The sequence below is a fragment of the Streptomyces sp. NPDC060184 genome (assembly GCF_042728795.1).
Lineage (GTDB): Bacteria > Actinomycetota > Actinomycetes > Streptomycetales > Streptomycetaceae > Streptomyces.
This window is the reverse complement of the sequence record NZ_JBHWYX010000073.1, coordinates 1-23,661: the sequence shown is the minus strand read 5'-3', so window position 1 is coordinate 23,661 and position 23,661 is coordinate 1. Positions and strand designations below refer to the sequence as shown.

The following is a 23,661-nucleotide window of genomic DNA, read 5'->3' as shown; positions in this document are numbered from 1 at the left end:
GGCGGTGGGGTGTTGCGCGGGGGAGCTTTCCCGCACCCTGTGGTCCCCCCCGGGGGGGGGCGCCCCCCCCCCGGGGCGCCCCCCCCCTCCCGGCAGGTGGCGTTGCTCAGTTCATCGAGCCCACGCCCGCCTCGCGGTCGTCCAGCAGCCAGTTCAGGATCCGCGGAAGCACCGACAGGGCGTCGAAGTGCGCCGCCGCGGGTTCCAGCACGGTCGTCGCCCCCGGAATCCGGCCGGCCAGCCAACGGGAGTGGCTGGCGGGTGAGAAGACGTCCTGCTCGCCGTGCCAGAGCATCACCGGGCAGGTGATGTCGGCCGGGTCGAACCCCCACGGCCGGCTGAACGCGAGGGCGTCGTCGATCCAGCCGTACGCCGAAGTGCGCAGACCTTCGCTGTAGTTGCGCAGCAGCATCGAGCGGATGCCCGCGTCGTTGACCACCACCCGGTCGGACGCGGTGAGTTCGCGCCGCAGGTCGTCCAGGAGCCGTACCGGGTCGACCCGGATCTCGGCCGAGCGGACGATGAAGGACGCCGTGAGGCTGTCCGGGTCGGCCGCCGCGGTCGAGTACGCCAGTACGTTGGAGGCGGCCATCCCCTCGAACCAGTCGAGCCCCGGGGCGTCCCAGGGGGCCAGGGGCACCAGGGCCGCCGCCCTGGTCACCCGCTCGGGCATCAGCGCCGCGCAGGCCAGGGCGTGCGGGGCGCCGCCGGAGCGGCCCACCACGGCGAACCGCTCCAGGTCGAGGGCGTCGGCGATGGCCCGCACGTCCTCGGCGACGTCGCCCACGCGGCGGCCCGGATACCGGTCGGACTCGCCGTAGCCGGGCCGGTCGTAGGTGATGAGCTGGGTCTGGCGCTGGTACATGACCATGCCCCGCGGAGCGGGTCCGAGCCGGCTGCCCGGGGTTCCGTGCAGCAGGAAGACGGGTCTTCCGCGCGGATCCCCCTGCCGCTCCACGATCAGGTGACGTCCGTCCGCCACGCGCACCCGGTTGCGCACCCGTACCTCCTCAGGTCGCCCGGCCGCCCGGACGCGGCGCGCCCGGTACGTGCTCTCCTTTCGATGATGAGCCATCAACAGCCGTGTGTGCACTACCTGTTGGGGGAGAAACGGGGTCATACGGTGTGTGCGCCCCCTGGAGGTGCTCCCGGGGTTCCTGGTGCGCCGGGACCGGTCCCGGCGGCGGCGCCCCCGGCGTCCCCGGCGTCTTCGCCGGGCTCCGTCCGGGGGTGCCGCAGGGAGAGCAGCAGGGTCAGGGCCGTACCGACGACGGCCCAGGCGGAGAGGACCAGCAGGGAGCCGGTGACCGCGTTGCCCCGGAAGTAGGCGATCGAGCGGGCGACCCAGGTGCCCGCGCCCGGGGGCAGGGCCGGGCCGATCGTGCGCCAGAAGTCCGGCAGCATCGGCAGCGGGAAGGCGCCGCCCGCGCTCGGATTGCCCGCGATCACGATGATCAGGACGGCCAGCCCGATGCCGACGATGCCGGTCAGCGCCTGCAGCGCGAGGGTGATCATCCCGGTGGCCAGGACGACCAGCGCGCCCAGCCCCGCGAGCCCCCAGAAACTGCCGGGCAGCGCGCCGAGGACGGGGCCGATGACGAGCGCGCCGCCGATGCCGCCCGCCGCCGCGTACGCCGCCATGACCAGGGTGCGGATGAGCGCGCGCCGCGCGTTGGCCGGCCGGGAGCCCGCGCTGATCGCGAGGATCGAGGCGCAGAGGTATCCGCCCACGCACCACCCGACGACCAGGTAGAACGACGAGAGCCCGTCGAAGTCGTCGGAGGAGGCCGGGGCCACGTCCACGATCCTGGCGGTGCGCTGCTGCTGGGCCAGGACCTCGGTGGTGATCTTCCCCAGGGAGTTGGCGAGCGCGGAGCCGCCGCCGGAGGCGACCAGCACGGTGTCGGTCGTACCGGACGGGTTCACCACCAGCGCGCCGTCGATCTCGCGGTTCATGATCTGCCGGCGCGCCTCGGCGGCGTCGTCCACGGCGCGCGGGTCCAGCGGTCCGCCCGGCAGCTCGTCCAGCGTGGTGACCAGCTGTGGGGACACCTGCGGGGGCGCCACGACACCGAAGGGGACGTCGGTGGGCACCGGCCGGTGCAGGGCGCCCACGTAGGAGGCGATGAAGAGCAGTTGCAGGACCAGCGTGCCGAGGACGAGCAGGGCGGCCCGGGGAGTGACGGCCTGTTTGACCTCGCCGGCGAAGTTCATGCCCTCCACGCTCGGCGCGGGGGGTGTGTCGCGCAGGCGGGGCGGGCCGAATGGCGCAAGGACCGCCCCACCCCCCGTCACGCGGCCGGGGGGCGCCTGCGCGGTGTACGCGCCGGTGCCGGGGCCAGCGTCGCGGGCCGTACGGCCCCGGCGCCGAAGCGGCGGCGGGCCCGGTCCGAGGCGGCTTCGGCGGCGCGGGACCGCTCGTCGACCGGGTCCAGGGAGAGCTGGCGCGGGGCGTCCCCGGCCGGCGAGAGGCCGTCCGCGCGCAGCGTGTAGGCGCGCACCCGGGCGCGTTGCAGGCCGAGCGAGTCCAGCAGCCCCAGGGCGGTGGCTGCGAGGAGGGGGGAGTGGCCGGTGGGCTCGGGGGAGGTACGGGTACGGGTGCTGGACGTCCGGTCGGCGTACCGCACGGTGAGCGTCAGGCGCCCGGTGACCTGGTGCCCGGCGCGCAGTCGCCGGCCCAGCCGCTCGGCGAGCCCCAGCACCGCCCGGTGGTGCAGATCCGGATCGAGGCAGTCCCGGTCGAGCACCCGGTCGACGGAGAGGTGGGCCGCGGGCTCCTGCGGCACGACCGGGCGGGGGTCGTGGCCGTGCGCGCGTTCGGCCAGCAGCCGGGCGGGACCGGCGCCGAGCAGACGCTGGAGGGTCGCCGGCGGCAGGTCGGCGATCTGACCGATGGTGTGCACGCCGTACCGCCCGAGCGTGGTCGCGGTGGCGCGGCCGATGCCGGGCAGCGCGGTGACCGGACGGGGGCGCAGCCAGGAGTCCGCCCGGTCGCCGGGGACCTCCGTGGTGTGCCCCGGCCCGGACGCGTCGGCCGCCATGGCGGCCAGCATGCGGTTGCCCGCGAGGCCCGCGCCGCACTCGATCCCGTACAGCGCCAGCAGCCGGAGCATGACCAGCTGCACCAGGTCGTACGGGGTCAGCCCGAAGTAGCGCAGCGCCGAGGTGAGGTCCAGCTGGACGGCGTCGGGCGGCACGGCCTGGACGTGCGGGGTGATGCCGGACATCAGCTCGACGATGTCGGCGTACCGCTCCTCGTCCGGCACGGCGTGCAGGTGGAGATGGGCGATGTGGCGTCGGGCCGGGCGAGGGGGCGTCATCCCGCGCTCCCCTGGCTGGTGTGGCCGAGCTTGCGCAGGTCGGCCGAGCGGCTGCCGGCCGGCTGGAGGTCGGCGTACGGGTGCAGCCGGGCGCCCGAGGTGCCGTTGGCCAGGGTGCGCCCCGGCTGCGCGGGCGTCGGGTGCGGGCGTTCCCCGCCGAGCAGCGCGAGCGCGGCTGCGGGGCCGTCGTCGCGGCGGGCCGCCGCGATCCGGTCCAGGTCCCAGGCCATGGTGCCGACGACGGACCGCCGGTTGCCGCGCACCTGCACGGTGCCGCGCACCAGCAGCAGCCCGCTGTGGAAGACGGTGTGCGCGCACGCCGGGTGGGAGTCCTCGAAGAAGACCAGGTCGACCATGCCCGAGCCGTCCTCCAGGGTGACGAAGATGATCCGCTTGCCGCTGGCGATCGGCGGGGTCTGCGTGGAGGCCCGGACCCCGGCGACGAGGACCTGCTGTCCCTGGCGCACGTCGGCCAGGTGCGCGGCGTCCGTCGCGCCGATCTCCCGCAGCAGGCGGTGGTGGTGGACCATGAGGTGCCGGGACACGTCGATGCCCAGCGTGTTCAGTTCGGCGTCCAAGGCCTCGCGGCCGGTCATCTCCGGCAGACCGCTCGGCTCCGCCCCGCCCGCCGTGCCCGCCTCCAGGGCGAGCTGTCCGTCTCCGGCGGACCGGACGCGGGACTGCCGGTGCAGTTCGGCGACGTGCAGCAGCAGGTCCCGCCGGGTGAGCGCGCCCCCGCCGAGCCCGTCGAACGCACCGATCTCGACCAGCCGTTCGGCCAGCGGCCGGCTGGGACGGGCCCGCTGCCAGAAGTCCGACAGCGAGTCGTAGGGCGCGCCGGCCTCGATCCGGGCGCTCTCGTCCTCGGTGATGCCGCGTACGGAGGAGAGCGCGAGCCGCACCCCCCACCGCTCGTCGCCGGTCCGCTCCACCACGTACCGGGTACGGGAGCGGTTGACGTCCACGGGCAGCACGGGCACGCCCCGGCGGCGGGCGTCGGCGACGACGACGCGCCGGGGCCACATCCCCGGGTCGTGTTCGAGCAGCCCGGCGAGGAGGAACGCCGGGTGGTGCGCCTTGAGCCAGGCGCTCTGCAGGGCCGGTACGGCGAAGGCCACCGCGTGCGCGCGGCAGAAACCGTAGGCGCCGAACGCCTCCACGGTCGCCCACACCTGCGCGCGGACCTCGGGGGCGTACCCCCGGGCCGACGCGCGGTCGTGGAACCACCTGCCGATGGCGGGCAGCCGCTCGCGGTCGCCGAGCGCCCGGCGGGCCACCTCGGCCATCGCCCGGTCGCAGCCGGTCATCACGGAGAGGGTCTCGATGATCTGCTCGTGCCAGATGGTCACGCCGTAGGTGTCGGCGAGCACCGGTTCGAGGTCCGGGTGGGCGTAGGCGGGGGCCCGGCCGTGCCGCGCGGCGACGTACCGCTCGGGCATGCCTCCGGCGACCGGTCCGGGGCGGAAGAGACTGATGTCGGCGATGACGTCCTGCGGGTTGCGGGGCTGGAGACGGGAGAGCAGATCCTGCTGACCCGGCGATTCGAGCTGGAACAGCCCGATCGTCTCGCTCTGCTGGATGAGTTTGAACGCGAAGACGTCGTCGAGCGGCACCTGCTCCGGATCGTCCAGGTCGATCCGGTCGCCGGTCGCGCGTTCGATCTCGTCGACGGCGTGGGCCATCGCGGACTGCATCCGCACCCCGAGCACGTCGAGCTTGATGTTGCCCAGCGCCTCCACCTCCTCCTTCGCCGCCATGGCCATCGGGTAGTCGCCCTGCGGGGTGGGCTGCACCGGCAGCCGGTCCAGCAGGCCCGCGTCGCTGATGATCACGCCGCACGGGTGCATCGCCATCCCGTGCACCAGGGAGTCCAGCCCCTCGGCGAGCTCCCACAGCGGCCCGTACCGCTTCGCCCGCAACGCCAGCTGCCGCAGCTCGGGCAGCTCGGCGAGGGCGCTGGTGATGTCCGAGGCCCGCAGGTGCGGGAAGCTCTTGGCGATCCGGTCCACCTCGTCCGGAGCGATGCCGAGCGCGAGACCGGTGTCCCGCAGCGCCCGGCGGGCCCGGTAGGTCTCGGGCATCGCGGTGACCGCGACCCGCTCCTTGCCGAACCGGGCGAAGACCGCGTCGTAGCACTCCAGTCGCCGCGCCGACTCCACGTCGATGTCGATGTCGGGGAGCGAACCGCGCCGCTCGCTGAGGAAGCGTTCGAACAGCAGCCGGTGCTCCAGCGGGTTGGCGGTGGCGATGTCCAGGGTGTGGCAGACCATCGAGCCCGCCCCGGAACCCCGGGCCGCGACCCGGATGCCCAGCTCCCGGATGTCCGCCACCACCTGGCCGACGGCGAGGAAGTACGAGTCGTACCCCAGCCGGGAGATCACCCCGAGCTCCATGTCCAGCCGCTCCCGGGCGTCCGCGTCGCGGTCCAGGCCCCGGCGGACCAGGCCCGCCTCGGCGCGTTCGCGCAGCAGCCGGGCGGCGCCCCCGGTGTCCGGCCCGGCGCCGAACAGGGACGCCTCCGGGAAGTGGTGGGTGCCCAGCCCGAGGTCCGCCACCGGGTCGAGGGCGCATCCGGCGGCCGTCGCGGCGGTGTCCGCGAGGAGCCGGCGCGCCCGGCGGTCGTCGAGACCCGCGGACGCGGCGACCGCGCGGGCGACGGCGACCATGGCGCCCTCGCCCTTGAGCCAGCGCTGCCCGCTGTCCAGACGGCGCCGGTCGACCGGGCGCAGCAGGCGTGCGGCGTCCAGCACGTCGGCCAGGCGGTGCTGGGCGGGGTCGGCGTAGCGGACCGCGTTGGAGAGCACGGCGGTGACGCCGGTACGGTCGGCCAGCGCCAGGGTGCGGGCGGCCAGCCGCAGCGACCCCGGGCCCGTGCCGGCCCGCCGGTACGCCACGGCCTCCAGCCGCAGCCCGGTCCCGAAGAGCTGCCGCCACGGCGCCAGCAGCTTCACCGCGACGTCCTCGCGGCCCGCCGCCAGCGCCCGTACCGGCTCCGACAGCGGGCCCAGCAGCACGGTCAGACCGGGGCCGCCGTGCTCACGCAGCGCGGTCCACGGCACCACCGGCGGGATGCCGGACACCGCGCCCGCGTGCGCCGCCGAGGTGATGCGGCACAGCCGCGCCCAGCCCGCCCGGTCCTGGGCGAGCAGCACCACGCGCAGCGGCGGTTCGACGACATGGGCGCCCCCGCGCGCCGGGGTGCGCGGGCGCTCGGCCGGAGGCGGCGGGGCGAGGGCCTCCACCGCGAGGTCGATGCCGAAGACCGGCCGTACGCCCTCCCGGGCGCAGGCCTGAGCGAATCGAACAGCGCCGGTCACGGTGGACCGGTCGGTGAGCGCGAGCTCCGCCATGCCGAGCTCGGCCGCCCGCCGCGCGAGGTGCTCGGGGTGGGCGGCGCCGTAGCGGGCGGAGTAACCGGACGCGACGTGCAGATGGGCGAAGCCCGTCATGCCGTACCTCCATTCCGCCACCCCATTTCCGACCTTTGCCCGATACGTCCCTCGTACGTTCGTTCGATTACCTTAACTCCATCCTCGCTGGTCGGCGAGCGGGTGGAGGCCCGGCCGGTGCGGAAGTATTCGAACAAGGGGTGCGGGGGCGCGGTGCCGGCCCGTCATCCCCGTCGTGCGGTACGGCACTTGGGGTCGAGGCGCCCTCCGGGGCCCCGTCCGGAGTGCGGCGCATGACCTTCGCCACCCGGGGCGGGGTGCGATGTTCGATTTCGAGGCGCCGGGTGCCGGCTGGTGCGCGGGGGCGGGGGCAGGGGCGGGGTGCCGGGGTGACCGGCGACGGCGGCGCATTTTTTTACCGACGCGTAACTTCCCCCGCGAAGCTACCCGTGCGTAATTTGGCATGAGCACATAAAGCTTGTGGTCCGGGCCACAGGGCACACCCCCACATCGCACTCCCTGAGCCGCAAGGAGATCCCACGATGCTGCCCTGGACCCGTACACCGCGAGCCCCGCGTGCGCGCAGAACGCTCGCCGCGCTGCTCCTCGCCGTCGCCGCCCTCGCCGGTCCCGCGACCGCCGCCGCGACGGCCGCCCCCTCGGCCGGTGAGGCCGCCGCCACCACGAGCGGCTGGAACGACTACTCCTGCAAGCCCTCCGCCGCCCACCCGCGCCCCGTGGTCCTCGTCCACGGAACCTTCGGGAACTCCGTCGACAACTGGCTCGTGCTCGCCCCCTACCTGGTGGTCCGGGGGTACTGCGTCTTCTCGCTCGACTACGGACAGCTCCCCGGCGTGCCGGTCTTCAACGGCCTTGGCCCCATCGACCGGTCGGCGGCCCAGCTCGGCACGTTCGTCGACAAGGTGCTCGCCGCCACCGGTGCTTCCAAGGCCGACCTCGTGGGCCACTCGCAGGGCGGCATGATGCCGAACTACTACCTGAAGTTCCTCGGCGGCGCCGCCAAGGTGAACGCCCTCGTCGCGCTCGCCCCCGACAACCACGGCACCACCCTCCTCGGGCTGACCAAGCTGCTGCCGTACTTCCCCGGCGTGGAGTCCCTGCTGACCTCCGCCACCCCCGGCCTCGCCGACCAGGTGGCCGGATCGCCGTTCGTCACCAAGCTCAACTCCCTCCCCGACACGGTGGCCGGGGTGAAGTACACCGTCATCTCGACCCTGTACGACGAGGTCGTCACCCCGTACCGCACCCAGTACCTGAGCGGCGCGAACGTCCGCAACGTCCTGCTCCAGGACCTGTGCGCGGTCGACGTCTCCGAGCACGTCCTCATCGGCACCACCGACAAGATCGCCTTCCACGAGGTGGCCAACGCGCTCGACCCGGCCCACGCCACCACGACGGACTGCACCTCCGCGCTCAGCTGACCGGCGTTCCCGTACGGCATCCGGCACTCGGCGTGCGGCGCTCGGCACTCGGCGCGCGGCCGGGTGCCGTACGGGACGGGGGTGCGGCAGCGGGGCGCGTGTGGTCCGCGGCGCGGGCGGTGCGACGCCGAGAGCCCGCGGGAGGCCGGGAGATCATCCGGCTGCGGACGGTCCTGGCCGTGGAACCTCGTGCCGGCGGGTCGGCATGCCGCAATCCTTGCCGTGCGCGGCGTCGACCGGTCGCAATTCGTACCGTCCGTGCCGTGGGGGCGGGTACGGGCTGGGACCATGTAAGCCATGACGACGATCAGTTACTGGGACGAGGCCGCCGACTCCTTCGACGAAGAACCCGACCACGGACTGCTCGACCCCGTCGTACGCGACGCCTGGGCACAGCGTCTGCAGAACTGGCTCCCCGTCACCTCCTGCGAGATCCTCGACCTCGGCTGCGGCACCGGCAGCCTCTCCCTGCTCGCCACGGGCCAGGGGCACCGGGTCACCGGTGTCGACCAGTCGCCCCGCATGGTCGCCCAAGCCCGCGACAAACTCGCCGGAACCGGCTCCGAGGTGCTGATCGGAGACGCCGCCCGGCCGCCCGTCGGCAACCGGCGGTTCGACGTCGTCCTGGTCAGGCACGTCCTCTGGGCGCTGCCCGACCCGGAGGCCGCCCTGGCGACCTGGTTCGGGCTGCTGAAGCCCGGCGGCCGGCTCGTCCTCGTCGAAGGGGTGTGGAACGGGGTGGGTGTCTCCGCCGCCCTGCTCACCGCGCTGCTCGCCCCGCACACCGAGCGGGTCCACCACGAACCGCTCTCCGGGGACGCGCGCCTCTGGGGCAAGGACGTGGACGACGAGCGGTACGCCGTCGTGGCCCGGGCCGAACCCCGGTACCGCCACACCGAGGTCGTCGACGTCCACCTGATCCTCCGGCGCGGCCCCCGGGTGCTGCTCGCCCGCCGGGCCGGCACGGGCTACGCCGACGGCCTCCTCCACCTGCCCTCCGGCCACCTGGAGGACGGGGAGGACGTGCGCGAGGCGATGGTCCGCGAGGCGGCCGAGGAAACCGGCGTCACCCTCCAGCCGGAGGAACTGCGCGTCGCGCTCGTCATGCACCACCGGGGCCCCGGCGGCAGCCCGCGCACCGGCTGGTTCTTCGAAGCGGAGTACGACCCCGAGCGGGCGCCGTACAACGCGGAGCCCGACAAGTGCTCGGAGCTGGACTGGTACCGGCTGGACGCGCTGCCCGAGGACATGGTCGCGTACTGCCGGGCCGGTCTCGACGGATACCGGTCGGGTGAACGCTTCCTGATCCACTGGCACGAGGACGGCGACCCGGTCGCCCACGACCCCGCCGTCCCGCGCCGCGCCGTCCCGCTGCCGTCCGCCGGGGCCGGTACCGGACGGGTGCACCACATCGAGCTCTGGGTCTCCGACCTGGCCGCCGCCGCACCCGGCTGGGACTGGCTGCTCGGCCGGCTGGGCCACCTGCCGTACCAGCGATGGAGCCACGGCCGCAGCTGGCGGCGCGGCGACAGCTACGTCGTGATCGAGGAGTCGCCGGACGTCGTCGGGCGGACCCACGACCGCCTCCGCCCCGGCCTCAACCACGTGGCGTTCCACGTCGAGGACCGGGAGGCGCTCGACGCGCTCACGGCGGAGGCCCCCGGCCACGGCTGGCGGCTGCTCTTCGCCGACCGGCACCCCTACGCGGGAGGCGAGGGGCACCGCGCCGCCTACCTGGAGAACGACGCGGGCTTCGAAGTCGAACTCGTGGCCGGCGGCCCGGCCCGCGAGGCAGCCGCGCCGATCTCCGGCGAACCGGCGGCCGGGCGGGAGGTCCCGGCCGTCTGACGCGCACTCAGGGGGCGGCTCCTCGGCGGGCGACGCGTCGGCGGGCGACGCTGCGGAAGGGGCGGCCGGACGGTGCGGAGGTCACGCGCCGATGCCCCCGAGCAGCTCCCGGAGGCGGCCCGCCCGGGCGATGCGCTCCAGCGCGTCCAAGGCGTCGGCCGCTTCCCGGGCCGCAGCCGGATCGCGGTCGGCCAGCCCGCTCGCCGCGAACTCGTCCTCGTCCAGCCGCAGGACCTCCGAGGCGTCCGCGGACACCCAGAGATCCAAGTCCAGGTCCTCCACCCGCACTTCGTCGTCGGTGACAACGCAGGGGCGGGTGATGTCGCAGTACCAGCCCTTCAGCAGGCCCTCGCCCGTGCGGACCTCCTTCACCGCGTACCACCGGTCGCGCCAGTAGTGCTCGGTGAACACGTCACCCGGCGCGAACGTCACGAAGCCGAAGTCCCGTACGCCGGGGGCGGCCCACGGGGCGTGGACGGTCACCCGGCTGCCGTCGTCGGCCAGTTCACGGGCCGGGTAGCGGATCTTCGTGCGGCCGGCCTTGGTCAGGACGACGGTCACCAGGCCGGTCGCCCCGCCGGTCCCGTCACTGTCTCCTCCACCCGATCCGTCGGCGGGTGACACCGGGTGTGCGGACATGAGGTACCTCCGTCGCGTACGCCCGGTGACCCTGCCCGGGCGTCGGTGGCGCGGCCCTCTCCCAGGGAGGGGCGCGTGGGCGGAACCGACCCTACGCGGGGGAAACGACGGGCCGCCTCCGGGTTTCAGGGCGGGAGGTGCAGAATCTGCACCGTGACTCTGACGATCGTGATCGACCCGGACACCGGCACCGCTCCGTACGAGCAACTGCGCGCGCAGATCTCCGAACAGGCCCGCTCGGGCGCGCTCCCGGTCGGATACCGGCTGCCGACCGTGCGCGGGCTCGCCGAAGAACTCGGCCTGGCCGCCAACACGGTGGCCAAGGCCTACCGCGCCCTGGAGGCCGACGGCGTCATCGAGACCCGAGGCCGCAACGGCACCTTCGTCGCGGCGGCCGGGGACGCGGCGGACCGCAGGGCCGCGACCGCCGCACAGGCCTACGCGGACGAGGCCAGGCGCCTCGGCCTCTCCCGCGCCGACGCCCGCGCGCTCGCCGAGGACGCGCTGCGGGCGGCGTACGAGGGGTGAGAGCGCGCTGCGGGCGGCGTACGAGGGGTGAGGGCGGGCGTCACGCGGCAGGCCGCACCCGGGCCCGCCGCGCACACCGCTCAGAGGTAGAGGCCCGCCTCCGCGCCCGCGTCCTGCTTCGGGACGGAGGCCGGGCCGCTGCCCCGGCGCAGCGCGAACAGTTCGGCGAGGGTCGCCCCCTCGCGGCCGACGCCCTCGTCCGTACCCAGCCAGGACACCGCCTCGGGCCTGCTCAGCGGGCCGACCTCGATCCGCGCCAGGCACCGGCCGGGCCGCACGACCGCCGGGTGCAGCCGCTCCAGGTCCTCGTTGGTGGTCACCGCCACCAGGACGTTCCGGCCCTGGCCGAGCAGGCCGTCCGTCAGGTTGAGCAGCCGGGACAGCGCCTGGCCCGCCGTGTGCTTGGCCTCGCCCCTGATGAGCTCGTCGCAGTCCTCCAGGAGCAGCAGCCGCCACCGCCCCTTCTCCGAACCGTCGTCCTCGCCGATCGCGATGTCCATCAGATAGCCGACGTCGTTGAAGAGGCGTTCCGGGTCCAGGACGCAGTCCACCTGGCACCAGTCGCGCCAGGCGCGGGCCAGCGTCCGCAGCGCCGAGGTCTTCCCGGTCCCGGGCGGGCCGTGCAGCAGCAGGAGCCGCCCGGAGATGTCGTCCGGGGTGACCTTCATCAGCCCGTCCATCGCCCCGGCCACCTGGGCCGAGTAGTTGGGGCGGACCTGGTCCCAGGTGCCCGCGGAGATCTGGCGCGTGGTCCGGTGCGGCCCGCGCTGCGGCGAGACGTACCAGAAGCCCATGCTCACGTCCTCGGGCTGGGGTTCGGGCTCGTCCTGGACGCCGTCCGTCGCCTCCTTGAGGACCCGTTCCGCCAGCTCGGCGCTGGTCGCGGTGACGTTGACGTCGGCGCCCCGGCTCCACCGCCGCGCGAGCAGGGTCCAGCCCTCGCCCTCGGCGAGCGTCGCGCTCCGGTTGTCCTCCCGGGCGGTGCGCACCACCGTGGCGTCCGACGGTACGAGCGTCTTGCCCGGCTTCACGCGCTCCAGCGAGGAGCTGTGCGCGTACGGCTGCTCGCCCGTCGTGAAGCGGCCGAGGAACAGCGAGTCCATCACGTCGGAGGGGGAGTCGCTGTCGTCGACGGTGAGCCGGATCGGCAGCGCGGACTCGAGGTTGGCAGACATGCGCCCATGATCCGCCAACGTGCGGCCCGGCGCACCGGGTTTCCCCGACGGGTGTGGCCCCTCGTCCCGGTGGGGTGCGCCGGATGCGGGGGTCTCGCGGGGGAGGGCGCGGGGGCGGGGCACGGGCGGGCACGAGGGCTTCACGAACCCTCCAAGTCCCTCCCGTATCAGGCGAATAGCGTGACGCACCGTCAACCGTCGCATGCGTGTACGTAATCCTGCGCCCGGGATACGCGTGTGTCCTCGCGGAGCGATAGGGTTAACCTGCCCGCACCGGGTGCCCTCGTACGGGTGGGGAGTGACATGGAACAGATAACGGTCCGCAGCAGGCCGCGCGTGCCTGCCATCACATGTGGAAGCAGTGCGACCAGTTCGCGGCTCGACCGCCATCTCGCGGTGCTCGGCGGCCCTGCCGTCCCGCAGCGCGAAGCGGCCGAGGCGACGCTGCTGATGCGCGAGCTGACCTCGCGCGACGCCGCGCACCGCCACGGCAGCAAGAGCGCCCGCGTGTCGCTCTTCGCCCCGTTGCGGAGACTGCGGCGCTCGCTCTTCGGCAGCCGCCACTGACGGGTCGCCCCCGCCGGACCGGCCCGGCCGCACACAGGCCCGGCCGCCACCGGGTCGGCCCTCGCGCGGGTCGGCCCGGGAGATCGCCCTGTCCTGATGTCCCCGTTCCGATGTCCTGACGCCGGTACCGCCGCCTGCCCACCCGTCCTCCCCGGGGCGTACGGCGGCACCCGACGGATGCGGACGCGGCACGGACGAACGGCGTACGCACGCCGGTCCCCCTCCCCACCCGGTGACCCGTGCCCGTACGGCTTCTCCCGCGCCGCACCCCGCCGGGCGGCCCGTACCCGGTCGGCCGGCCCGTACCCGGTCGGGCGGAAGGGGCCGGGGCGGGCCCGGGTCCCCACGCGGTTCGCACACGGTTCTCACACCAGGGTGAACTGCCCCTCGGGCCCCTCCTCCTGGCCGCCCAGCACCGTCGACGGGCGCCGCGCCGCCGCCGGAACCGGCAGCACCCCGGCCGCCCACAGCTCTTCCCGCCCGATGGTGCGGGCCGCACCGATCCGCTCGGTCAACTCCCGCTGCCGGTCGCGCACTCCGTCGAGGAGGGCCAGTACGGTGATCAGCTCCAGCAGCTCGGAGGTCCACTCCCGGGGCCAGGCGGCCGGCCCCACCGCGTCCAGCCCGTCCCGCTCCGCGCCGGTCCACGCGGCTGCCCGCCGGCCGAACCACACCTCCAGCATCCGCGCGCCGCCCACCCGGAACTCCCAGGCTCCGGACGGCACCGGGGCGATCCGCCCCTCGTCGAGCAGCAGCGTCCCGCTCCCCGCGTCGTACGCCACCGAACCCGGCCGGGGCGGCACCGCGGACCGCACGTAGGGCCGCTGCCCACCGGGCAACCGGGGCCGCTCGCCACCGTGCGCCCCGCGCAGATGGAGCCGGAGCAGTTCGCGGCCCAGCTCCACCCCGGCCGACCACAACGCGCCCTCGCGCGGCAGCGGCACGAGGCACCCGCCGGGGGCGGGGCGCGCGGCGGCCAGGGTCCAGGCGAGCAGCGCCTCGGGGGTCACCGGCTCCCCGCCGTTCGTGCCGGGACCGGCGTCGCCGCCAAGGCCGGCGGCTCCGAGTACGGCGCACAGCCCCGGGGCCAGATTGGGTTCCGCCCCGCCGGGGCGCCGGAAGAGCGGCCGGACGCGTCCGGGCCGCCCGGCGGGCGCGTACCCGTCGGGGAGCAGCGCGGTCACCGACAGGGCGGGGCCGTCGTCGCCGGGGAGGTACCCGTGCTCGACGGTGAAGAGCTGGTGTGCGTCGGTCACCCGCCAGAGTTCGGGGCGGGCCGCGTCGATCAGCCGGTGGTCCGGAATCAGCCACTGCTCGTCGAACGGCCCGTGCAGAACGCGCACCGGATCGGGGTACGCCCCCGGGGCCCGGGCGAACCGCGCGGTGGAGGTGGTCTGTCCGGGGAGCGCGGCGACCGGAGTGCGCGGGGTGCGGAACCGGGTGGGCCCGAACAGCCGCTCCTGCTCCTCGCCGTCGGCCCGCACCAGCCGGTCCCAACGCGCCTTCAGAGAGGCGGGGTCGGGGCCGGTGACCCAGGATCTGCCGGTCCGCAACGGGCGTACCGACCACGGCATCAGCTCGTCCAGGGTGAGGTGGGCGGCCTCCGGGCCGGTGTCCTTCCGGGAATCCGCTGCCACGGTGTCGTCCCCCCGTTCGCCACGTCCGCCGCTCCGGGCATCGTAACGGGACGGGGTGGTACGAGGCGGGGCCGTACGGGAAGGGGGGACCGGGCGGGGCGGCGGTACGGGGAAGGGGCGGCACGGGGTGCCGTGCCGGGTCAGTCCGCGTCCACCGTCACCGAGAAGGAGAACCGGTCGCCCCGGTAGTGGATGCGGGCCACGTCGACCACCCGCCCCCCGGTGTCGTAGGTGACGCCGGTGAAGTGCAGGATCGGGCTGAGCAGCGGCACCCGCAGCAGTTCGGCGGTGGCGGGGTCGGCGAGCCGGGCCTCCACGGTGTCGGTGATCCGGGATATCGGCACGCCCGCCGTGTCCCGCAGGACCTTCGTCATCGGCCAGCGCTCGAGCTCGGCCGGGTCGACCCGGGCGGCGACCTCCGGACGCACCATGTTCTCCGCCCAGTTGACGGGCTCACCCGTCACCGCGTCGCAGCGCAGCCGCCGGTAGCCGACCACCTCGGCACAGTCCGGGAAGTGGTGGGCCAGTTCGCCCGGCACCGCGGTGGGGCCGTGGCCGAGAACCGTCGTCCGCTCGCCCGACTGCTGGGCCACGATCGCGTCGACCGACCCGAGCACCCGTACCGGCGAGGCCCGCCTGGCCCGGGGCTCGATGAAAGTGCCGTGCCGCCGCTGCCGGCTGATCAGCCCCTCCGACTCCAGCTCCTTGAGCGCCTGGCGCATGGTCAGGACGCTCACCCCGTAGTGCGCGGCGAGCCGTTCCTCGGTCGGCAGCCGGGGAGGGGCGTCGTACGGACGGCCGAGTATCGAGGCGCGCAGCGACTGCGAGACCTGGTACCAGAGCGGGAGCTTCCCGTTCAGCACCAGGGAGTCGGGGGCGAAGGCGGCCACCCCCGTCCCCGTGCCCGGGTCGCCCTCGCCGTCCTCCGGGACGGCCGGTCCGCCCCGTCGGGTCCGGCCGCGGTCCGTTTGTTCTGCTCGCATCCGGTCCACCTCCTGGTCACACCCCCGGCCCGCCGGACACGGGCTATGGCCGGAAGTTGCTGTCCAGACCCTGCCACACCCCGTCGTAACCGCGCTGGAGGTGGGGGGCGGAGGCGGCGTGACCGGTGAGCGTCAGCGGGCGGCGCGTCTCGAACATGAACGCCAGCCCGTCGTCGATCCGCTGCGGGACGAGCTCGGCCGCGCTCGCCCGGTCGAAGGTCTCCCGGTCCGGGCCGTGCGCCGACATCATGTTGTGCAGCGAGCCGCCGCCCGGGACGAAGCCGCCGGACTTCGCGTCGTACGCGCCCTCGATCAGCCCCATGTACTCGCTCATCACGTTCCGGTGGAAGTACGGCGGCCGGAAGGTGTCCTCGCCGACCAGCCAGCGCGGTGCGAAGACCACGAAGTCCACGTCGGCCAGCCCCGGGGTGTCGGTCGGCGAGGTCAGCACGGTGAAGACCGACGGGTCGGGGTGGTCGTAGCTGATGGTGCCGATGACGTTGAAGCGGCGCAGGTCGTAGACGTACGGCGTGTGGCTGCCGTGCCAGGCGACGACGTCCAGCGGGGAGTGGTCGTACGTCGCCGTCCAGAGGTTCCCGCAGAACTTGTTGATCACCTCGAACGGACCCTCGCGGTCCTCGTACGCGGCGACCGGCGCGCGGAAGTCCCGTGCGTTGGCGAGTCCGTTGGCTCCGATCGGGCCCAACTCCGGCAGCTGGAAGGGGCTTCCGTAGTTCTCGCAGACGTAACCCCGGGCGGTCGCGTCGAGCAGTTCGACCCGGAAGCGCACCCCGCGCGGGATCAGCGCCACCTCGCCCGGAGCGACGCGCAGCAGGCCCAACTCGGTGCGGAGCAGCAGCGAACCCCGCTCCGGGACGATCAGCAGTTCGCCGTCCGAGTCGCTGAAGACACGTTCCGTCATGGAGGAGTCGGCGTGGTACAGATGCACCGCCATGCCGGTGCGCCCGGCCGCGTCGCCATTGCCGCCGAGGGTCCACAGTCCGGAGACGAAGTCGGTGCCGGGGGAGGGGGCGGGCAGCGGGTCCCAGCGGAGCCGGTTGGGATCGGGCACGGTCTCTGTGAAGGGCGCGGAACGGAGCGAGCCGTTGTCGGTGCGGACGAACGCCGGATGCGCGGCGGAGGGGCGGATCCGGTACAGCCAGGAACGGCGGTTACGGGCGCGGGGCTCGGTGAACGCGGAGCCGCTGAGCTGCTCCGCGTACAGCCCGAGCGGCGCGCGCTGGGGGGAGTTGCGCCCGTGCGGCAGCGCGCCCGGCACCGCCTCCGAGCTGTGCTCGTTGCCGAAGCCGGTGGAGTACGCCAGGGGCCCGCCGGACGCGGTCCCGCCCCGGGGGATGTCCGTGCCGCCGATGGTGTCCGTGCCGTCCGTGGTGTCCCTGTTCCGCGTACGTGTGCCGTCCGTACCGCGTGTGCCGTCCGTGCCGCCCATACCGCTGCTCCCGGTGCCGAGACGGGCCCCCGCGGTCCTCGGGGACGCGCGGGAACCGTGGAAGGTGAATCCTATGGACCACCGTAGGAATGGAGAAGAGGCCCGTCAACGCCAATCGCCGCGCGTCCGGTGGCCGAGCGGGGAAGGGTGGGGGCCGGGCGGTCTCCGGCATGATGGGGCCGTGTCCCACCCGAAACCGAGACTGCGCCGCACTCCCGTCCAGCAGCGCAGCGCCGAACGGCTCACCCGGATACTCGACGCCTGTGCCGCGCTCCTCGACGAGGCCGGCTACGAGGAACTCTCCACCCGGGCCGTCGCCCTCCGCGCGGAAGTGCCCATCGGGTCCGTCTACCGCTTCTTTCCCAACAAGCGCGCCCTGGTGGACGCCCTCGCGGTGCGCAACCTCAACTCCTACACCGAGCACCTGACCACCCGGCTCGCCGCCGTCCCCGCCGCCGACTGGCGGGGCGCGATCGACGCCGTACTCGACGAGTACCTGGCGATGCGGCGTACCCTCCCCGGTTTCGCGCAGGTCGACTTCGGGGCCGCCGCGCACGCGGACGACCCCCAGCACCAGGCGAACCACCGGCTCGCGGACCGGCTCGCCGAACTCCTCGCGGGACACCTGGGCGGCAGCCCGGACGAGGACCTGCGCCGCGCCGTCCTGGTCGGCGTGGAGGCGGCCGACGCCACGCTCCAACTCGCCTTCCGCAGCGACCCGTCCGGCGACCCGGCGATCGTCGCGGAGGTCCGGGTGCTGCTGCACGCCTACCTCGCGCGGGTGCTCGACTGAGGGGCCCCGTGCCGGACCCCCGCCTCGTCCAGGGGCTCCCCGGCGTGCGTACCGGTCGGTATGCTCGCGCTGACCCAGTCGCTCCCCGGGGAGGCCCCGTGTCCGCCAACTCCCGTACCGCACCCCGCATCTGTCCGCTCTGCGAGGCCACCTGCGGGCTGACCCTCACCATCGAGGGGAGCACCGTCACCGGAGTGCGCGGGGACCGCGACGACGTCTTCAGCCGGGGTTTCATCTGTCCCAAGGGTGCCGCGTTCGGTGGACTCGACGCCGACCCCGACCGGCTCCGCACCCCACTCGTCCGCCGTGCGGGACTCCTGCGCGAGGCGACCTGGGCGGAGGCGTTCGACACCGTCGCCGCGCGCTTTCGCGAGGTCACCGGTGCCCACGGGCCGCAGAGCGCCGGGCTCGTCCTCGGCAACCCCAACGTCCACACCATGGCCGGTGGCCTCTACCCGCCCCTGCTGATCGCCGCGCTGGGCACCCGCAACGTCTTCAGCGCCAGCACCCTCGACCAGATGCCCAAACACGTCTCCAGCGGGCTGCTCTTCGGGGACGCCAACGCCATCCCCGTACCCGATCTCGACCGCACCGACCACCTGCTGCTCATCGGCGCCAACCCGATGGAATCCAACGGAAGCCTCTGCACCGCGCCCGACTTCCCCGGCCGGCTCAAGGCGCTCCTCGCCCGGGGCGGCGGGCTCACCGTCGTCGACCCGCGCCGCACCCGTACGGCCGAACTCGCCGGGCGCCACCTCGCGATCCGGCCCGGCGCGGACGCCCTGCTGCTCGCCGCCCTCGCCCACGTACTCCTCGCGGAGAAGCTCGCGGCCCCCGGAGCGCTCGCCGGCCACCTGGACGGACTCGACCGGCTCGCCGACGCGCTCGCGGACTTCACCCCGGAAGCGGTCTCCGGACCCTGCGACCTGGACCCGGCCGCGGTCCGGGCCGTCGCGCGGGAACTCGCCGCCGCGCCGACCGCCGCCGTCTACGGGCGCATCGGCAGCTGCACCGTCGCCCACGGCACCCTCGCCAGCTGGCTGGTGGACGTCCTCAACATCCTCACCGGCAACCTCGACCGCCCCGGCGGCGCCCTCTTCCCGCTCGCCGCCACCGCGCGCGCCCCGCGCCCCGCGCGCCCCGGCAAGGGCTTCGTCCTCGGCCGCTGGCGCAGCCGGGTCTCCGGACACCCCGAGGCCAAGGGCGAGCTCCCCATGGCCGCACTGGCGGAGGAGATCGACACCCCCGGCGAGGACCGCATCCGCGCCCTCGTGGTGCTCGCGTCCAACCCGGTGCTCTCCGCCCCCGACGGCGACCGGCTCGACCGGGCACTCGCCGAAGGGCTCGACTTCATGGTCAGCGTCGACCCGTACCTCAACGAGACCTCCCGCCACGCCGACGTCGTGCTGCCCCCGCCGCCGCCCTCCCGCTCCGCCCACTTCGACTTCGCGCTCAACACCCTGGCGGTGCGCAACCAGGTCCGCTACACCCGCCCGGCCGTGCCGCTGGACGAAGGGGCCCTCGACGAGAGCGAGATCCTCGCCCGGCTCGTCCTCGCCGTCGGCGGCAACCACGGGGCGCCGCCGGATACGGTCGACGCGTACGCCGTCGCCGCCGCACTCGACCGGGCCGGAGCGCCGAGGGAGCTCGCCGAACGCCTCTCGGGAGCCACCGGACCCGAGCGCCGGCTCGACCTGATGCTGCGGCTGGGCCCGTACGACCTCACCCTGGACGACCTGCTCGCCCACCCGCACGGCATCGACCTCGGCCCGCTCCGCCCCCGGCTGCCCGAAGTCCTCAGGACCCGCAGCGGCCGGATCGAACTGCTCCCCGAACCGCTCGCCGCCGACCTCCACCGGCTGCGGGCGGCGCTCGGCGACACCCCGGCCCCGCTGGTCCTCGTCGGCCGCCGCCACCTGCGTTCCAACAACAGCTGGATGCACAACGTCCCGGCGCTCAACCGGGGCACGAACACCTGCACCCTCCAGATCCACCCCGAGGACGCGCACCGGATCGGCCTCGTGGACGGCGCCACCGCCCGGATCGAGGCGTCCGGCGGAGCGGTCGAGGCACCCGCCGAGATCACCGACACGATCCGCGCCGGAGTGGTGAGCCTGCCGCACGGCTGGGGGCACGGCCGCCCCGGCACCCGGCTGTCCGTCGCCGCCGCCCGGCCCGGCACCAACGTCAACCAACTGCTCGACGGCACCCTCCTCGACCCGCTCTCCGGGACCGCCGTGCTCAACGGCTTCCCGGTCCTGGTGACCACGGCCCGGTGACCCCGGCGCGGTGACCCCTGCGCGGCGGGCACGGCCGTCGCCGTCCGCCCCTCGAACCCCCCAACTCCCTTGCCCCCAGGGCGAAAACATTGCGACAACCGGAATCGCTCCTGGCACTTCCGGCTCCGCCGCCCTCTCCCGTCGCAACCTTCGCGCGAGTCATTCACACGCCCCGCACCGTGGGTTAACTTCAGGCCACGCAGCCGCTCCCCACAGTGCAGCCGCATCACTTTTCCATGGGCGGAACCTCATGACTCGCGCGATCTCTCTGCAGGACATCAGCAAGGCGTACGGACGGGGTCCGCGCGCAGTGGACCACTTCTCGCTCGACATCGCACCCGGTGAGTTCGTGGTGCTGCTCGGCCCCTCGGGCTGCGGCAAATCCACCGTCCTGCGGATGATCGCGGGGCTGGAGGAGGCCACCGAGGGGGAGATCCTGCTCGACGGCGTGCCGGCCTCCCATCTCCAGCCCCGCGAACGGGGCATGGCGATGGTCTTCCAGAACTTCGCCCTCTACCCGAGCATGACGAACCGGGGCAACATCGGCTTCCCGCTCAAGCTCCAGAACCCGCGCGAGGACGCCACCGATCAGATCGAGGCCACCGCCCGGATGCTCGGCATCGAAGGCGTCCTGGACCGCTACCCCGGCCAGCTCTCGGGCGGTGAGCGCCAGCGCGTCGCCATGGGCCGGGCCATCTCCCGCCGCCCCTCGGTCTTCCTGATGGACGAGCCGCTCTCCAACCTCGACGCCAAGCTCCGCAACCACCTGCGCGCGGAAATCGCCCAGCTCACCAAGGAGTTGGGGGTCACCACCGTCTACGTCACGCACGACCAGTCCGAGGCGATGTCCCTCGGCGACCGGGTCGCGGTGCTGCGTGGCGGGGTCCTCCAGCAGGTCAGCTCGCCGCGCGAGGTGTACGCGCTGCCCGAGAACGTCTTCGTCGCCGCCTTCATCGGGACCCCGAGGATCAACCTCCTCCAGGCCGTCGTCCACGCGCCGCTCGAAGGCCGGATGTCGCTCGACCTCGGCCGCCAGCGCCTCGCGCTGCCCGAACCGCTCAGCCCCGACCACCAGTTGCTCCGCATCCAGCAGGGCCGCAGGATCATCGTCGGGCTGCGCTCCGAAGCCGTACGGATCGCCCCGCCGAGCCAGGCCCGCCCCGGCGAGGTGGCTCTCGGCGGCATCGTCCAGCACGTGGAGTACCAGGGCCACGAGGCGCTGGTGCACCTCAACACCGGATCGCAGCCGGCCCTCGTGCCCGACCTCGAATCCGCCCGCCCGGAAACGTCCACGCGCCGGCGTCGCGCCGCGGGCGGACGCGCGGGAGGGGCGGACCACGGCGACCACGGGGACTCCGCGCACCGCGGACGCCGGGAGGGCACCGCCTGGGCCCGGGGCGGCGGCCTCGGCGTCCTGGAACGCCTCCGGGAGAAGGCCGGCCACATCAGCGGACCGGTGGTGGCGCTCGGCGAACCTCCCCGCAACGGCAAGGCGCAGGCCATGAGCGGCCCCGACCGGCCGGCCGTCACCCCCGGCGACCTGGTCGTACGCACCAGCCCGGACATGCGGCTGCGCACCGGCGGCCAGGTGCCCCTGCTGGTGGACCTGGCGCACCTGTACGTCTTCGACCACCAGGGCCGGCGGATCTGCCCGCTGCCGAGGGACGTGCCGGGGCTGGACGTCTGAGGCGCCCGGCCCGTCAGTTCTCCGCGTCCCGGCCCGTGTCGGTGCCTGTGCCTGTGCCCGTGTCCTTGCCCGTGTCCGTGCCGGACTCCGCGCCCGCAGGCTTGGCGACGAGGATGTCGCGGGCCTGTTCGGCGGCGCGGGTGATGCTCTCCGAGACGAAGTCGGTGAAGCGGGCGATGTTCTCCAGGCGGTGGGCGGCCGGGGTGCCGGACCCCAGGACGCCCACGCCCTGCCGTGCCACCTGTGCGAGTTGGGCGGTCGACCGGGCGCTCGCCATCACCGACTGGTACCAGACGTCGTCGTCGGCGGCGTACCGCTCACGGCGCCCCTCGTCGCGCTCCCGGCGGACGAGCCCCTGGCTCTCCAGGAACGCGATCGACTTGGAGATGGTCGCCGGGCTGACCTGGAGGCGCCGGACGAGTTCGGCCGCCGTGACGCTGCCCGCGTCGGTGGTGAAGAGACAGACCAGGACCCCGGCCATCATCCTGGACAGCCCCGACTGCACGAGGACGTCCGTGAACGTCTCCTCGTACGCGCGTACCGCCTCCGCGTCGCGCCCGTGCCCCAGGGGGGCCGGTGCCTGCGGCTCCCTGGCCTCCGCCTGCCGCGGGCGCTGCGCGCGGCGCCCGGTGGCGCGCTGGGCGACGTCGGCGCGGTAGCCGCTGGGGCCGCCGTTGCGCATGACCTCGCGGGTGACGGTCGACGTGGGGCGGTCGAGGCGCCGGGCGATCTCCGCGTAGGCGAGGTCGTCGGCCAGTCCGAGCGCGATCTGCTGGCGCTCCTGCTGGGTGAGTCTGCCTCCCGGCATCGCGTTTCTCCTTCGTGGTGCGTGGGCCCCCAGCCTAGGTGGTGCCCCTGGGGTGCGGCACGAGCGTTCGCGCTCAGGTCATTGCAACGATCGGATGCGGGGTCGTTGCATTCGATTCAAATCCATTGCAATGAAATCGCTCAATCCACCTGCGGATACGGCATTTTCAAGGATTACTTCGTTGCCAGACCTGTGAATGCAACGTAGCGTTTCTCATGTCGGAAACGGCGGGCCGCGGTGGTCCGCCCAGCAGACCAAGGAGAGAACGATGCAGAAGTTCACCACCCCCGCCCCCGTCTCGGCCGTCGTCGACATCCCCGCCGGACACATCCGGTTCATCGCCGCCGACCGGCCCGACACCGTGGTCGAGGTCCTGCCCGCGGACGCCTCCAGGAGTCGCGATGTCAAGGCGGCCGAGCGGATCGAGGTCACCCACGCCGACGGAGTCCTGCGGATCGAGGCCCCCGAGGCGGGCAACCGGATCCTCGGCTCCTCCGGAGCGGTCGAGTTGACCGTCCAGCTGCCCGCCGGGTCCCGTGTCGAGGTGAAGGCGGCCAGCGCCGAACTCCGGGGCGTCGGACGGCTCGGTGACGTCGTCTTCGACGGCCAGCAGGCGACCGTCAAGCTCGACGAGACCGCGGGTGCCCAACTCGCCGTCCTCGCCGGGGACATCACCGTCGGCCGCCTGGGCGGACCCGCCGAGATCAGCACCCGGAAGGGCGACCTGCGCATCACCGAGGCCGTGCGCGGCACCGTCATCCTGCGCACCGACCACGGGGAGATCGCCGTCGGCGCCGCCCGCGGAGTCTCCGCCTCCCTGGACGCCGGTACCACCTACGGCCGGATCCACAACGCGCTCGCCAACACCGACGGCGCCGCCGCCGCCCTCGACATCCACGCGACCACCGCCTACGGCGACATCACCGCCCGCAGCCTGTAAAGGAGCATCCCCATGGCACTCCCCGCGAACCCCGCACGCCCCGCCCTCCCCACCGCCGGCCTGGCCATCGCGGCGAAGGGCCTGCGCAAGTCCTACGGCGACAAGACCGTCCTCGACGGCATCGACCTGCGCATCCCGGCCGGGTCCGTCTTCGCGCTCCTCGGCCCGAACGGCGC

The 23,661-nt window shown here is 74.1% G+C and carries 18 protein-coding genes and 1 pseudogene; 9 read left to right on the top strand and 10 right to left on the bottom strand.

What is annotated here, in order from left to right:
- Positions 1 to 106: 106 nt before the first annotated feature.
- The 4 genes from ACFWEE_RS31305 to ACFWEE_RS31290 form a co-directional block, all read right to left on the bottom strand.
- On the bottom strand, positions 107 to 1,000 hold the full coding sequence (locus ACFWEE_RS31305) for an alpha/beta fold hydrolase (RefSeq protein WP_386894389.1): 894 nt from the start codon (positions 998 to 1,000) through the stop codon (positions 107 to 109).
- A 116-nt stretch (positions 1,001 to 1,116) separates the two neighbouring features.
- On the bottom strand, positions 1,117 to 2,214 hold the full coding sequence (locus ACFWEE_RS31300) for an ABC transporter permease (RefSeq protein WP_386894387.1): 1,098 nt from the start codon (positions 2,212 to 2,214) through the stop codon (positions 1,117 to 1,119).
- 77 nt (positions 2,215 to 2,291) lie between these two features.
- On the bottom strand, positions 2,292 to 3,320 hold the full coding sequence (locus tag ACFWEE_RS31295) for an ImpB/MucB/SamB family protein (RefSeq protein ID WP_386894385.1): 1,029 nt from the start codon (positions 3,318 to 3,320) through the stop codon (positions 2,292 to 2,294).
- Positions 3,317 to 6,769 carry a DNA polymerase III subunit alpha gene (locus ACFWEE_RS31290; protein WP_386894383.1) on the bottom strand — a complete coding sequence of 1,151 codons (3,453 nt, stop codon included), beginning with the start codon at positions 6,767 to 6,769 and terminating at the stop codon, positions 3,317 to 3,319. Before ACFWEE_RS31290 ends, ACFWEE_RS31295 begins: the two co-directional genes overlap by 4 nt.
- 482 nt (positions 6,770 to 7,251) lie before the next feature.
- Here ACFWEE_RS31290 and ACFWEE_RS31285 point away from each other — a divergent pair, with 482 nt between their 5' ends.
- Entirely contained in the window at positions 7,252 to 8,151 is a 900-nt protein-coding gene (locus ACFWEE_RS31285; protein ID WP_386894381.1) for an esterase/lipase family protein, read from the top strand.
- A 297-nt stretch (positions 8,152 to 8,448) separates the two neighbouring features.
- Positions 8,449 to 9,999 (top strand): trifunctional class I SAM-dependent methyltransferase/NUDIX hydrolase/VOC family protein, encoded by a 1,551-nt coding sequence (locus ACFWEE_RS31280; protein ID WP_386894379.1) that lies wholly within the window; start codon positions 8,449 to 8,451, stop codon positions 9,997 to 9,999.
- A gap of 81 nt (positions 10,000 to 10,080) precedes the next feature.
- On the opposite strand, the gene ACFWEE_RS31275 is transcribed toward ACFWEE_RS31280, so the two are convergent.
- Positions 10,081 to 10,638, bottom strand: a complete 558-nt coding sequence (locus ACFWEE_RS31275) for a DUF402 domain-containing protein (RefSeq protein WP_386894377.1) — start codon at positions 10,636 to 10,638, stop codon at positions 10,081 to 10,083.
- Positions 10,639 to 10,791: 153 nt separating this feature from the next.
- Between ACFWEE_RS31275 and ACFWEE_RS31270 the strand changes: the two genes are divergently transcribed.
- Positions 10,792 to 11,166, top strand: a complete 375-nt coding sequence (locus tag ACFWEE_RS31270) for a GntR family transcriptional regulator (protein ID WP_386894375.1) — start codon at positions 10,792 to 10,794, stop codon at positions 11,164 to 11,166.
- 80 nt (positions 11,167 to 11,246) lie between these two features.
- On the opposite strand, the gene ACFWEE_RS31265 is transcribed toward ACFWEE_RS31270, so the two are convergent.
- On the bottom strand, positions 11,247 to 12,341 hold the full coding sequence (locus ACFWEE_RS31265; RefSeq protein WP_386894373.1) for a DUF5925 domain-containing protein: 1,095 nt from the start codon (positions 12,339 to 12,341) through the stop codon (positions 11,247 to 11,249).
- A gap of 303 nt (positions 12,342 to 12,644) precedes the next feature.
- On the opposite strand from ACFWEE_RS31265, the gene ACFWEE_RS31260 reads away from it, so the two are divergent.
- The gene (locus ACFWEE_RS31260) at positions 12,645 to 12,908 is read left to right on the top strand and encodes a hypothetical protein (RefSeq protein ID WP_327174938.1); all 264 of its coding nucleotides are present in this window, start codon (positions 12,645 to 12,647) and stop codon (positions 12,906 to 12,908) included.
- A 365-nt stretch (positions 12,909 to 13,273) separates the two neighbouring features.
- Here ACFWEE_RS31260 and ACFWEE_RS31255 read toward each other — a convergent pair whose 3' ends face one another.
- The 3 genes from ACFWEE_RS31255 to hmgA all read right to left on the bottom strand — a co-directional run bounded on the left by ACFWEE_RS31255 (position 13,274) and on the right by hmgA (position 16,978).
- Positions 13,274 to 14,545, bottom strand: a complete 1,272-nt coding sequence (locus ACFWEE_RS31255) for a type ISP restriction/modification enzyme (RefSeq protein ID WP_386894371.1) — start codon at positions 14,543 to 14,545, stop codon at positions 13,274 to 13,276.
- A 140-nt stretch (positions 14,546 to 14,685) separates the two neighbouring features.
- Positions 14,686 to 15,528: a GntR family transcriptional regulator gene (locus ACFWEE_RS31250; RefSeq protein ID WP_386894369.1), complete on the bottom strand. Its 843-nt coding sequence runs from the start codon at positions 15,526 to 15,528 to the stop codon at positions 14,686 to 14,688.
- A 43-nt stretch (positions 15,529 to 15,571) separates the two neighbouring features.
- On the bottom strand, positions 15,572 to 16,978 hold the full coding sequence (gene hmgA, locus ACFWEE_RS31245) for a homogentisate 1,2-dioxygenase (protein ID WP_386894367.1): 1,407 nt from the start codon (positions 16,976 to 16,978) through the stop codon (positions 15,572 to 15,574).
- Between the two features lie 181 nt (positions 16,979 to 17,159).
- Here hmgA and ACFWEE_RS31240 point away from each other — a divergent pair, with 181 nt between their 5' ends.
- The 3 genes from ACFWEE_RS31240 to ACFWEE_RS31230 all read left to right on the top strand — a co-directional run bounded on the left by ACFWEE_RS31240 (position 17,160) and on the right by ACFWEE_RS31230 (position 21,737).
- Positions 17,160 to 17,771, top strand: coding sequence for a TetR family transcriptional regulator (locus ACFWEE_RS31240; RefSeq protein WP_386894365.1), 612 nt, complete (start codon positions 17,160 to 17,162; stop codon positions 17,769 to 17,771).
- Between the two features lie 98 nt (positions 17,772 to 17,869).
- Entirely contained in the window at positions 17,870 to 20,050 is a 2,181-nt protein-coding gene (locus ACFWEE_RS31235; protein ID WP_386894363.1) for a molybdopterin-dependent oxidoreductase, read from the top strand.
- A 250-nt stretch (positions 20,051 to 20,300) separates the two neighbouring features.
- Positions 20,301 to 21,737, top strand: coding sequence for an ABC transporter ATP-binding protein (locus ACFWEE_RS31230; protein WP_386894361.1), 1,437 nt, complete (start codon positions 20,301 to 20,303; stop codon positions 21,735 to 21,737).
- Between the two features lie 13 nt (positions 21,738 to 21,750).
- On the opposite strand, the gene ACFWEE_RS31225 is transcribed toward ACFWEE_RS31230, so the two are convergent.
- Positions 21,751 to 22,545: a helix-turn-helix domain-containing protein gene (locus ACFWEE_RS31225; RefSeq protein WP_386894359.1), complete on the bottom strand. Its 795-nt coding sequence runs from the start codon at positions 22,543 to 22,545 to the stop codon at positions 21,751 to 21,753.
- A 268-nt stretch (positions 22,546 to 22,813) separates the two neighbouring features.
- Between ACFWEE_RS31225 and ACFWEE_RS31220 the strand changes: the two genes are divergently transcribed.
- Together ACFWEE_RS31220 and ACFWEE_RS31215 are read left to right on the top strand one after the other, a co-directional pair.
- Positions 22,814 to 23,485, top strand: a complete 672-nt coding sequence (locus ACFWEE_RS31220; protein ID WP_386894357.1) for a DUF4097 family beta strand repeat-containing protein — start codon at positions 22,814 to 22,816, stop codon at positions 23,483 to 23,485.
- 12 nt (positions 23,486 to 23,497) lie between these two features.
- Positions 23,498 to 23,661: pseudogene (locus ACFWEE_RS31215) on the top strand (ABC transporter); the annotation flags it as partial.

Coding starts and splice junctions, on each gene's coding strand:
- ACFWEE_RS31300 (WP_386894387.1), bottom strand. CDS start 2,214: ATGAACTTCGCCGGCGAGGTCAAACAGGCCGTCACTCCCCGGGCCGCC.
- ACFWEE_RS31295 (WP_386894385.1), bottom strand. CDS start 3,320: ATGACGCCCCCTCGCCCGGCCCGACGCCACATCGCCCATCTCCACCTG.
- ACFWEE_RS31290 (WP_386894383.1), bottom strand. CDS start 6,769: ATGACGGGCTTCGCCCATCTGCACGTCGCGTCCGGTTACTCCGCCCGC.
- ACFWEE_RS31285 (WP_386894381.1), top strand. CDS start 7,252: ATGCTGCCCTGGACCCGTACACCGCGAGCCCCGCGTGCGCGCAGAACG.
- ACFWEE_RS31280 (WP_386894379.1), top strand. CDS start 8,449: ATGACGACGATCAGTTACTGGGACGAGGCCGCCGACTCCTTCGACGAA.
- ACFWEE_RS31275 (WP_386894377.1), bottom strand. CDS start 10,638: ATGTCCGCACACCCGGTGTCACCCGCCGACGGATCGGGTGGAGGAGAC.
- ACFWEE_RS31265 (WP_386894373.1), bottom strand. CDS start 12,341: ATGTCTGCCAACCTCGAGTCCGCGCTGCCGATCCGGCTCACCGTCGAC.
- ACFWEE_RS31260 (WP_327174938.1), top strand. CDS start 12,645: ATGGAACAGATAACGGTCCGCAGCAGGCCGCGCGTGCCTGCCATCACA.
- ACFWEE_RS31250 (WP_386894369.1), bottom strand. CDS start 15,528: ATGCGAGCAGAACAAACGGACCGCGGCCGGACCCGACGGGGCGGACCG.
- hmgA (WP_386894367.1), bottom strand. CDS start 16,978: ATGGGCGGCACGGACGGCACACGCGGTACGGACGGCACACGTACGCGG.
- ACFWEE_RS31230 (WP_386894361.1), top strand. CDS start 20,301: ATGACTCGCGCGATCTCTCTGCAGGACATCAGCAAGGCGTACGGACGG.
- ACFWEE_RS31225 (WP_386894359.1), bottom strand. CDS start 22,545: ATGCCGGGAGGCAGACTCACCCAGCAGGAGCGCCAGCAGATCGCGCTC.
- ACFWEE_RS31220 (WP_386894357.1), top strand. CDS start 22,814: ATGCAGAAGTTCACCACCCCCGCCCCCGTCTCGGCCGTCGTCGACATC.